The sequence below is a fragment of the Candidatus Firestonebacteria bacterium RIFOXYD2_FULL_39_29 genome (assembly GCA_001778375.1).
Taxonomy (GTDB): Bacteria; Oederibacteriota; D2-FULL-39-29; order D2-FULL-39-29; family D2-FULL-39-29; genus D2-FULL-39-29.
In genome coordinates this window covers 39,450-51,507 of sequence record MFGV01000041.1, presented here as the reverse complement: position 1 = coordinate 51,507, position 12,058 = coordinate 39,450, and the positions used below count along the sequence as shown (strand labels likewise).

Here is a 12,058-nt window from a genome sequence, read left to right as displayed (position 1 = left end):
GCGAATTTGCTTAAACAGGTAATAATCGTTTTTCTCAGGGTATATACAGGTTTTTATAGGGCTATTTATTATAGTTGCGGAATCGCTGGCCCGAAATGACGAAAATACTAATTCGGGCCTAATGACACCGATATAAATGAGATGGCACAGATAAAACAAGATTAAAACATGAAAACGGATGTCTTCATGTATATATCATTCCTGCCGTTAAAACTTGCTTATGAACCTTTTCGAACTTTTTTCAGTTCGGCAAATATTTTTTCCCAGATAATTGCATCACCTACATTCCTTAATTGGGGTTTAAAGCCAAATTTTAAATATAGAGATATGGCAGGCAGTTTCGGAGGCTGCGTGGTAAGATATGCGTTTTTATGACCAAGTTCTTTCATTCTCATTAAAGAAATTGAGAGCATCGGTTTTGACAGCCCTTTTCCCTGTTCCTCCGGCAGTATTGACACCCAGTGTATCCGGCCTGAACCTTTATCTTTCCCTTCGGTACCAAACCAGGAGGTACAGGTCCCGACAGGTTTTCCGATACCGTTTAAAATAAATAATTGTCTTTGGCTGATAATATTTGCATCTTCGCCAAACTGCTCCTTATACTTTTGCAAATTTCCAACATAATTAAGTTCTGCGGCAGAAACAATATTCACCCAGGTTCTTTCATCTCCTTTTTGATACCACTTTACGGAGTAAGGGGCCGGTAATTCGCAGGCCAAAACACCCTCAAGATTATCCCTTAACATATATACAGTAGGCAATTCACTCATTGTTATACCTCCTCTTTTCTTTTCGTTAGCAACTTGATAACGTGGAACGTTCATAACGTTTCTCTACGGTCTATATCCTGTCTTTTTCCAGATCTCCTTTGCTTTTTTTCTCATTGCCGGAGTCCATTCCATATCGCCTTCTATACTGGAAGGCGGAAGGCCGTTCTTCTTATCCTCTTTGAACGGGGACCAGTTGTCATTTTCGTACTTTTTTCTCTCAGACTCTTTGCTGAAATCAGGTATAGGATAATAATTACCGTTATCAAGACAACTTCTCCAGCCCTGAATAGCAACCGCAGACTGCGCAACGCTCCTGTAAACATTCATAAATGGCTGCTTGCCGGTTCTTATAGCTTGTGCAAAAATATGATTTGTGAAAAAATCCCCGCCGCCATGATCAGCTTTTTCCGCCAACTCTTTTGCCCAGCCGGGAAACTCAGGTTTGTAGGATTTTTCTCTGCTTTCTCCGGACTTGAGGTCAAAAGGTTCATGCACTATTCTGACCTGACCGTTACCCCAGTATCCCTCGCTTCTTACATTTTCCATACTTCCCCTGGTTCCATGAAGACGGTACCAGATTGAATGTCCGGGAGTGAATGTACCGAATATTCGAAAAACTGATCCGCCTTTAGTTCTGACAAGCATCACTGACCCCGGATCCTGAAACCTTATCATTTTTCTTGCGTATTCCCAGTTTGCCATCGCCTGCCCGTTCACGGAAACCGGCATTTCCCCCGTAATTGCCATAAGCGGTGCAAGCGCGTGAGTACAGTAGTAAGTAGCCGGCATCCAGCTTCTCCAGTGGTTCCACCCCGGAGATATTCCGAGAAGTTGTTCCGCTGACATCGGATGATTATACTCACCTTCAGCATAAATAATCTTTCCTATCTCCCCGGTTTTGTACAATCTCGCCATCTCCTGGTTAAAGGCCGTAAAAGGATAATTCTCCGCCAGTACGTATATTTTTTTACTTTTTTCCACTTCTCTGGCAAGCTCAACACATTCCGCCATGGTCTTTGCGGGAGTGCATTCACTCATCACATGTTTTCCCGCTCTAAGCGCTTTGATAGCAAAAGGTGCATGTTCGTGAAAGTAATTTGCCACAATCACCGCATCCATTTTATGATTAAGGAACTTGTCATAGTCAGTATATACCGCAACATTATATTTTTTATTAACTTCTTTCAGCTTTTCTTTCCATTTGTCACAGATCGCGACCAGCTCCATTCCTGCATATTTGGTACCATTCATAAAAGATCGCCCCCTGCCTACACCAATTACCCCTACTTTTATTTTATCTTTCATAAAGCCTCCTGTAATTTCATACCGATGTTGCTGTTTTCGCTTTATACCTTTAATATTATACTTGTATTTCATCTGTCATGCGACCATTTTTCCGTATTTTTCAACAGTGTTTCAACATCTTCTTTGGATCCTAAAATATTATTGACATGAATAAACAATCCCTTTGCTGAAAGAAGTTTAAGAGCTTCTTCAACTTCATTTTGTTCCAGAGTTATATGCAGGTTCTTTTTTGCCGCCTGGACTTTTTTCAAAAGCGGAAGATAATGTAAAGGAGTTGGTTTACCGTCCCCCGGCAGGATCTGCACTGCTTGAAGTTTTTTTATCTCAAGTATCGCATCAAGATGATTAAAACATCCTTCCCCGTCAACATGATAAACGGAATAATCCAGAAACTCCATTTGTTTCTCCAACGACGGCATAAATACTTTTCTGAAAGACTCCGGGGATATCATATAGGCAAAATCATTTTGCAAAGGATAGAATTTTCCGGGAGCCCATAAAGGAAACCAGGCAGAGGAACCCTCTGCAGCCTCTTTTGCCAATTCATAAAAACAAGAATAATATTTGATAAATAATTCTATTAAGCGAAGATCCGCTTTTTTTACCTCTTCCGGAATATCCAGAATATCATAAAGGAGCTGTTCACTGCCCCTTATCCCGGCAAGCGCATCACCGCAGGCACCGAGCGCCGTCACAACCGGAGGAACAGAACAGCCCCGGGCCTTTTCTACGGCAAACTTCTGCCATTTCAGAGCAAACCTAAAATGTGGATTATTCTCATTAAACACAAGTTTATCAGTTTCATATTTTTCTACGGTACATAAAGGATTCACCCAGCCGGTTGTTTCCTCAAGTTTTACCTTGCACCCGAGAAAAACAGGCATGGAATCATGTCCGGGATGACCTATGTCCCAGGAAGGAAAAGCTTCTCCGCCATAGAAGGTACTTTTTTGATTATTATCAATTTTAATTGCATGATATTCAAGGTTGCGCCATTTAACCTCCGGATCCGAGGAAACTTCAGGAAGCATGGCCGGCTTTACGCCTTTTAACCGTGCCGTTACCCACATACCGCAGCGGCCGTTATTGTCATGAGCCCACCAGGCTTTATATCTCTTCTTGGTTTCTTCCCAGTCGCTTTTATATTTCAGGTTCATAGACTTCTCCCTAATAACTTCACCGCATTGTTATAGAAAACATCCTCAACTTCTTTTGAAGTGATTTTCATTTTCTGTGCGGCTTTTTTAAAGGCCAGTAGCTCTTCATATATAAATAAAGTCATCTTCTCTATCGTTTTTGCCGAAGCCTCCCGCATTGACGGATCTCTTGACACATCCCCATAGAGTCCGGGCGGAACAAGATTGACATATTTTCCGTTCTCATTGATTCTTTTCATCCTCATTCTGGTTATGGGAAAATCCGAGCCGAAAACCAACCGACCCGGGCCAAAGGTCCTCAAAAATTTCTCCATTATTTCCGAATTAGTATTAGCACTAAAATCAAACATCATATTTTTTGTTTTTACTAATAATTTACACGCATCCCCAAGATCCTCTTCGCAATACGTCCTGCCCAAATGCGCCACCACAAGTTTTATTTCCGGATATCTCTTTTCTATTTCCAAGAGTTGTTTTATATTGACAGGATCCTTAAGCCTTCCCGGGCGGGGAATATGAAGTATTATTACAAGGCCAAACCTGGATGCAACTTCAAGCTGCTCCTTTGGAAGAAAATCAAATATTTCTATATCTTTACTTTTAATATACCCCGGCGCAAAATTCAAATAGGGTTTTAATCCGATAAATCCCCCGGTTTTCACTCTATTCTCCAGTTCTTTTCCTCTCCATTCCGGCGTACTGACCAGAAGGCTTGGAAAATTTTCTTTTTTGGCAGCTATTGACGCATAATTATTAGTTTTTTCAAGCGACAAGTATTTTTCAGGCATACCAAAGACAACAGGGATAACCTTCTTTCCCGGAAAAAGAAGAGAGTAGGTAGCTTGAAGATCTTCCATAGAATTTTCCTCAGCCACAAGCTTAGGCCACTCTGCCCCTCTGTCTTCTGATTCTGTTTTAATTTTAAACTTCTTAAGCCAAATATGTGAGTGTATATCTAGAATTTTTTCAGGCAAAAACTCAGCCAACTCTTTAGAATAAACATCCTTGTCAATTTCTTTTATGTTAAAAAGTTTTTTTCGTATGCCGGATTCCGGTTTAAAGACAGTTACGTTCTCTCTTCTTTTCTCCCACGCCTCAAATTCATCTTTAAAAACTCCTGCACCTATTGAAGCAGTCAGAGCAGCTCCTGCCGCGCCTGTATATTCTTTATTCAGGCATCTTATTTCAACTCCGAGCGTTTCCGCCATTATTTTTGGCCAGATACCGCTCCTTGACGGCCCGCCGGCCATATATACTTTATTAGCCTTTATCCCTATTTTCTTTAATTCTTTGATCTTTTTTTTCATCAATATACATAACCATCTCATAACATGAAAAGCAGCTTCTTCTCTTCTCATTTTTTTAAATGTTGTAGACCAGGAGGATGGTTTGGTAATCCTCTTTAATCTGCCATTATAGGTTCCGGCCAGAACATCAAAAAGCTTATACCGCCCTTTCCCCGCAATTTCTTTTACCGCTTCGTCGATAACAGTTCCAAGTTCAGGAATGGAAAACATACCTGCCCAGGTATTCTTCTTACGCAGGAACGGATCCGCAAGCATTTTTAACTTTAATATCTTCTTCCTATCTTTAACAGGGAAAAATCCAACCCAGGAAGTTCCACAGGATAAAAGGATCTGACCGGGACAAAGTACTCCGGCACCCCTTGCGCAGGCCGGATGATCAAAAGTACCCGGTATTACAATTACCTCTCTTTTTAAACCTGTTTCTTTAGACGCATTTTTCGTCAAACACCCTAAAATACTGTTTGCTTTCATAATTGCAGGAAGCATTTTTCGTTTAATATTCAACTGATCAAGATATGGTTTGTAGTATTGAGCCTTTTTCTGATCCACCAGGTAAAAAGGTGTAGCGGAAGACGGATCCATTCCCCATTTACCGGTTAAACGAAAAGCCGCATACTCTGAAGTCATTCCTATAAGCGCGGTTTTTTTAAAAATAGTTTTTTTAAACTCTTTAAACCAGGTAATATGCGCTAACGGGAACATTTCAAGAAAAGGCCAGCCTAAAATTTCCTGAACCAATTTTGTATCAAGCTCTTTGAAACATCCCTTAAGTCTGCCTATCATTCTTTTATCCTGCCAGCTTATTGCATTCCAAAGCGGTTCTCCGTTTTTTCCGATTAAAAGAGTGTTCCCGCTTGCAGAAGCCATGCTGAGAGCTCGTATTTTGTATTTGTTTTCCTGCACTTCTACGGCAAGCGCCTTAATCAGTTTGCAGATCTCAAAGTAATATTTTTTTGAATCTATTTCAAACTTACCGCCGCCTTTTTTAATTACCGGTGAAATACATTTTTTGGCAATAAGAATATTTCCTTCTTTATCTGCCGCTACTCCTTTAAGTTGGGAAGTACCCAGGTCCAATCCTATAAAAACATCTGTTTTTCTCATATTTTTAATGCCTGCATCCCTAAAACTGTTCCGGCATTCAATATATCCCCTGTAATATTGCCTTTTGCTATATAAATATGGTGACCTCCCCCGGCCATAGAGTATTTTTCCAGAAAATCCCCCACCGGAATAAAGGGTTTAACCGAAAACTGAGGCATATCCAGACAATCAAATAATTTTTCATCAATAATATTGAGAAGCCCGGTTACCAGTTTAAATCCGCCATCCGGCAGTTTGGAAATATTCACAAAGGTGATCATTCCCTTCTCTGCTTTGTATTTATGGTACATAGTAAGTTTATCACTGCCAAAAGCTTTTTTCGCTATAATGCTGTGACGTGTCTTTTTTTCAGCAAACACAGGATTACTCTCTCCCATATGCGACATCAAAATAAGCCCCCGTTTCCAATCCGGACAGAAAAACTCTGTAAACATTAAATTGCGGGCAAATGGTTCTATGAGTTTTTTTAACATTGCAGTCAGTACATCACCTTCACCTGCATAACCCAATCCGTCTTCCATTAATCTGTCAATTGCATAAAAAGGTACAGATATTATTTTATAATCCAAAAAGTTCATGGTAAAAGCATCCAGTTTTTTCCTGCACACAATACTCTTCATCGCAAGATAGCTGCGCACGCCTTCTTCATGTACATTTTCCGGAACGTTTAGCATGCGGTATTTTATCCTGTCACTCTTTATCTCTTTTGTTATTGCCGTGGATTTTATTTTCTTCATTTCGGAGACAACTTCAGATTCTTTTACAGTAACTACACTTGCTCCGTACTTTTTCTTTAAAAGCCCAAAAGGTACTGCAAAATCACCCATCATCTCAAACGGTTTTCCAGTAATACCTATCTTTTGCCCTTTAAAAGATCCGGCCGCAGCTATATTCTTTAAAGTTTTCTTTATTTTTTCTTTAAATTCTTTATCTTTATGATACCCTGAGATAATATTATAACTTTTTCCATACGAACGTAAAACAGAGGCCAGGTCCATAACCCCGTGAATACCATGATTTTGCATAAGAAATTCAGGCTTCATTCTTTTATAACTCCCGGTCATCGTGGTATTTAGAAAGAACACCGGTTTACCAAACCTTGCCAGAATGCTTGAGACCAGATAACTCGGAGAGTACGAAAGATGAAAAGTAAAGACAGCCTCAACTTTTGCTTTTTTAAAAATTCTTTCCATGCAATCTGCTTCTTTTTTTTTGGTTACAATCCCTGAAGAAACCACAAAAGCGTTCAAAGAAAGCATCTTCTTCAGCTCTTCTACTATATTTTTAAATTCATCTCTTATTTTCGGATCAAACTTATCGTAAAGTTCAAGATAAAGAGGTAAAAATCCGATTTTTGGTTCTCTCATTTTACCTCCACCGTCATATTTGTTTTTTGAGATTCTAAAGCCGCCGTATGAAGCGAGTGGGATATTTTTGTCTCTTCCGGCCTGAAACATCCGAACTTTATTTTTTTCCCAGCAGCTTCACAGATAAAAGCCGCCCACATCTGCAGGATTGCGTCGGTAAATCCAAATTCAAATATATTTCCGGTAATTACCGGAAACTGAGGTTTACAGCCGACAACTATCCTCGACCACGGCTGTTCCTTTCCGTCAGTTTTCAGATAATGAAAGGCGTTAGAATCATCCGTGGTAAAATATGCAGACCCGTTCATACCTTTGACCTGAAGATACCACATATTTGTAGCACCGGGATCCATTCTCTTAGTTTCTATAAACATAGGGAACGGTCCCTGCTCTGTTTTTACCTCGCAAGAAAGAGAAGCATTATCCCAGACATCGCATTCTGCCATTTTACCACTGCCGTCAGGACGTTTTTCAACAAACTTTGAAAGCCGCGCGTGGACATTTTTTGGAACCCAACCCGCCCGGAAGGGTATATGTTCTGCATGTATTCCCAGGTCTCCCAAACAGCCATATTCCCCGTTGTATTTTGACTGTCTCTTCCAGTTAACAGGTTTATTTAGGTCCATATCGCTCGAATGACAAAAACCGGCTTTAACTTCTAATATACGCCCGAACTCTTTCTTCTCTATCCAGTCCCAGAGTCTCTGAGCCGCAGGATAGAACGGAAACTCTGAAGAACACCTGACAAAAACCTTTGGGTTCTTCTTAACAGCGGCAAGTATATTTTCATTTGCAGTCTTGTCAATTCCAAAGGGTTTTTCACCAAGAAGATGTTTTCCCGAGTTTATTATATCTATATATAATTTCTCGTGAAGGTTGTGCGGTACGGCGCAATAGATTGCCTCTATTTCTTTCATATTTAGAAGCTCATTACAATCAGAACTTTTCTTTTTTATTCCGGGGAAATGTTTATCAAACCAACCAAATGACGCGGCATTCGTATCCGAGATGCCTATTATCTCGGGCGCCGGAATATCTCCTTCAAGATGGCACCACCTTGCAGCTGCACTTGCAAACTCCCGGCCCATAAGACCGCATCCTATTATTCCAAACTTAACTTTTTCCATAATTTACTCCGTTTTCATGCGCATAAACGCTGATTCCATTTTACAGATAAGGTACTTCACCATTTTTTTTGTAGAAATAATGGGAAGTTTTGTTAAAGCCGCGGGCGGACAATTTGCTTTGTATGTCTGGGCGCTTATGTCAATGCCTTCAGCAGCCAGCAACTCGGCAAACTTCGCAGCTTGTTCGGCTGTTTTAAAACATATTGACGAAAGAAGTTCCCTGCCTTCAATCATATTTACGATACCCTTGTATTTTTCCGCCATTTTTCTCAGAGATTTTTCATAGTACTTTCCGATTTCATTTATATGCGGCGCATTCGCTTCCGCAAAAGCCATAGTTATCAAATACGCAAGCGAGGCCAGCTCCTCCTGCCCGTTCGTAACAAGCGCGCCAAACTGGTTAAGAGTATCCATTTCTTTTGTCATTATTATTTTTGATGCAGGATATTGTCCTCCCGGAAAACCCTTGCCGATTGCGACGAAGTCGGGATGCAGCCCGTAAAGTTTAAAAAGATACATTCCGGGATACCAGATGCAGGATTGAATCTCGTCAACAAGAACCGGGACATTATTTTTATGGCAAATTTTATAAACTTTTTTCAGATAATTCTGTTTTAATTTTATCCCGCCATAATTCATCATTATTATCTCGTGCAAAAACCCGGCAATCATGTATTTGCCTGTATTATACTTTTTAAATTTCTTTTTGAAATCTTTAATATCATTTATGCTTACAGGAATAGTCAGCGAAACACCCGCCTTAACCGCTTTTTCATGCATCTTTGGCCACATACCGCGCATCATCTGCGCGAAAATAGTCGTTCCGTGATAATTTGAATTTTTCCCTCCCTCATTATCTCCCATTACAAGAAAGACCGGCGTCTTTCCAGCATTTATGGGCACGTCCGATTTTTTATCCAACCGGTAAAATCTCGAAAGCATCATCTTAATCCCTGCTTCTACGGCCAGTGACCCGGTTTCGAGATTTAAAACCCTGCTAAGAATGTGTTTATCTCCGGATATCCTTATCTTTTCAACATCTTTAATATCGTTTTTTTTCAATCCATTGACCGTGCGGATCAGCTCTTCCTCAAGACGGCGGGTAATAAAACCCCGAGTATTGTTATGGGTGATATTGGTAATACCAAGCATTCCGGCGATCTGCAGCAACCTATATCCGGGGAAGTTGTGACCCAGCGATGCGTGGTAATGCTCGCTCTTAGAGATCAAATAAAGGCGCCCATCCTCGCCGATGCGAAAAAACGCAAAACCGCCAAGAGGAGCCGCTTTTAAATTCGTTGCCTTATTAAAACTATCAGTTGCCGCTCCAGAAGCCGTTTTATATAGTGATTTACAAACCCGGGTCCCGATACTTTTAATAAGATTATCCGCCCTCTTCTCGTAATCCCCGGGATAAAACTCCACCTTCTCAGCCGCAAGTTTAAGAGCTTCGTTTTTCTTTAACCCTAAAAATAGAACGGCGTTTTCAACAACACCTTCCATATATTCTTTTCCTAAAAGGTCTTTGAGAGATAATTTAATAGAACGTATCATGTTACCTCCGGCTTTTAATGATTTAGCAGTTATTTGAAATTAATCTATTTTTCTTTCATTATACCCCTGTTCACAAAAGACAATTCTCCCGGAGAATTTCAGTGTATAGCCTTAAATCGAGTTTTTCAACAGATTACTAACTCACTATTTAACTAAAAAGATCCCTTTATTTGATGCTTCTTCAATAAGAGTTAATGTATCTTTTTTGGGTTTATAACTGCCTATCTTTTGAATAGCTGCCGGATTCCAATAATTCCAGTCCGGCTTGATTTCTTTTAAAGCGGCATCTATTTCGCTTTGAGCAGGCAGTTTTCCCTGCGCTATTGATTTCTCAAGGACCCTTAATGATGCAACATATTGTCTGTAAAAATTAAGGTACCAATTTTCATATACTATAATTTGAAAGGTTCTTGATCCTATTGTAAGGGCTACTTCAGATTTATCTGCCATCGGAGACCTGGAAGTAATACTATCAAAAGTTATACTCAATTTATCGCGATTCTGACTTGCCATAATATCGTTCAACATTTCTATATATTCTTTGGCTTTAGCAAGATATTTCTTTGTATCAGAAGATTTCGGGTCTTTACTGAAAGAATCCTTTATAAGCTGATATTTTGCCCACCCGGAGTCCCAAAGAGCCTGCGTCACCATGTCATACATATAATACACATATCGCTGATTGTCTTTTTGTCTGTCTTTCTCTTTTAGCGCCAGTTTTACGGCATTATCTATTATCTTGTCTTCTCCTTCAATATATTTACCGTCTCCAAGGTTCGCTTTAAAAGTTTCTTTTAAGCTTGCTCCCATATTAATTGCAGATTCTTTTCCGTATCTTTCAATAATATACCTTTCCAGCCATTCCCCTTTGTCAAAAGACTTCTTTATTTTACCCGGATTCCACTCGGTATCCATAGCTATGGAGAAAGCAAGAAAATTCCCGGAATCAAGCTCATTATAAAAAGTAGCACCTTTGCATCCGACAGGTATCTTACTCTCAGCAGTAACCCCGTCATTTATTATTCGGTCGCCCCTGAAATCCCCGAAACCTTTGCCTAATCTGTCTCCAGAAAAAAACTCCCCTATGGCTCTTTCACAATGTATCCAATCCCTGCCGCCAAAATGATTACCCTCGGACTTTAAACCCCGTTTTGCTTCGGATTGATCCTGAACTAAACAATCCTTGGGAAGCCTTTTATTAAACTCTTCTATGTTTTTATTTCCCGTCCCCCAGTCCAGGTCCCAGCTCCAAAACATAAACTTAGCAGTCGGATCCAGCTCCCTGAATATTTTGACGGCCTTATCATAAGCATCATACCTCATCTCCGCCTTGCCCTCAGGATTATATATGATAAAATATCTGTCCGCTTTTCCAAATTCTTTTATATACTCTGCCCATATTTTTTTCATTATTGCATCAAAATCCTTATCTTCCGGCAGTAAAAGAGTAGCATTTAACATACTATGCCCGGGGTAAGCTGAGTTAAAAGATTTTGGTACAGAACCCCAGGTACCGCCAAATCCGTACCAGATATCAACATCAAGAGTTCTCATATAATCAAGCATTTTCTTATTAAGGGCTGACCTGTCTTTGGGAGCCAAAACATCCCCTGACCGGTTGACAGCATCATTTATATCAAGTTTGTCAAATACTTTATAGGGAATATCACCCCACATAACATAATGATGCAGAACATTCGCCCCTGTCTTCACTGAAAAATCCGCCCATAATTTCCAGTACTCAAAATCCCAGCAATTGGAGTACTTGGACATCGGTCCTTTAATAGACGTAAACGCAAATCCCTCCCTTATGGGAAAAACAGGTATGTCGGAAAATTCTATATTTTTAACCGGAATACTTATTCTTTTTGGAATATAATCCCCATCTCTGAAATACCCGCAGTCACAATATTTTCTCAGATAGTTATAGACGGCATACATCGCACCCCTGCCCCTGGTCCCGGCAAACACTATATTTGTTCTGCCGTCATCAATTACACTCTTAATAAAATATCCGCCCTCTCCCAAAGTTTTCGGAACGGGAATTTTTCCTTTTGACATTAAATCCTTTGTTAAATCATTTACCGCGCTGTCTCCAATAATTAATCTAACCTTGTCTTCAGGTTTTACTTCCTTATCCGTCTTTATAGCAACAGCCACGCCGCTCATTTCTTTAATGTAACGCGCTAATTCATTCGCCGCATGCTCATAAGAAAAATGAGCCTTTACAGGTTTATAGATCACCCACCCTGTTTTCTCTATCTTTTCACCTTCCTCCGCCCCGTAAGAAAAAATACAAAATCCAATTGCGACAATCATTACACTTCTGATTATTCTATGCATATTCCCTCCTGTCATTATTTATTA

At 40.0% G+C, this 12,058-nt stretch carries 8 protein-coding genes; all 8 read right to left on the bottom strand.

All coding sequences use genetic code 11. From position 1 onward, the window contains the following. Nucleotides 1-218: 218 nt before the first annotated feature. Nucleotides 219-770, bottom strand: a complete 552-nt coding sequence (locus A2536_10085; protein OGF46636.1) for a hypothetical protein — start codon at nt 768-770, stop codon at nt 219-221. Nucleotides 771-833: 63 nt separating this feature from the next. Continuing rightward, nucleotides 834-2,075 (bottom strand): hypothetical protein, encoded by a 1,242-nt coding sequence (locus tag A2536_10080; protein ID OGF46635.1) that lies wholly within the window; start codon nt 2,073-2,075, stop codon nt 834-836. Nucleotides 2,076-2,143: 68 nt separating this feature from the next. After that, nucleotides 2,144-3,232: a hypothetical protein gene (locus A2536_10075; protein OGF46634.1), complete on the bottom strand. Its 1,089-nt coding sequence runs from the start codon at nt 3,230-3,232 to the stop codon at nt 2,144-2,146. Beyond that, entirely contained in the window at nt 3,229-5,643 is a 2,415-nt protein-coding gene (locus A2536_10070) for a hypothetical protein (protein ID OGF46633.1), read from the bottom strand. Before A2536_10070 ends, A2536_10075 begins: the two co-directional genes overlap by 4 nt. Beyond that, nucleotides 5,640-7,010, bottom strand: a complete 1,371-nt coding sequence (locus A2536_10065; GenBank protein ID OGF46632.1) for a hypothetical protein — start codon at nt 7,008-7,010, stop codon at nt 5,640-5,642. The genes A2536_10070 and A2536_10065 overlap by 4 nt, the downstream gene beginning before the upstream one ends. Continuing rightward, nucleotides 7,007-8,137 carry an oxidoreductase gene (locus tag A2536_10060; protein OGF46631.1) on the bottom strand — a complete coding sequence of 377 codons (1,131 nt, stop codon included), beginning with the start codon at nt 8,135-8,137 and terminating at the stop codon, nt 7,007-7,009. Before A2536_10060 ends, A2536_10065 begins: the two co-directional genes overlap by 4 nt. A 3-nt stretch (nt 8,138-8,140) precedes the next feature. Beyond that, nucleotides 8,141-9,691: a hypothetical protein gene (locus A2536_10055; protein ID OGF46630.1), complete on the bottom strand. Its 1,551-nt coding sequence runs from the start codon at nt 9,689-9,691 to the stop codon at nt 8,141-8,143. 144 nt (nt 9,692-9,835) lie between these two features. Further along, on the bottom strand, nt 9,836-12,034 hold the full coding sequence (locus A2536_10050; protein ID OGF46629.1) for a hypothetical protein: 2,199 nt from the start codon (nt 12,032-12,034) through the stop codon (nt 9,836-9,838). Nucleotides 12,035-12,058: the final 24 nt, after the last annotated feature.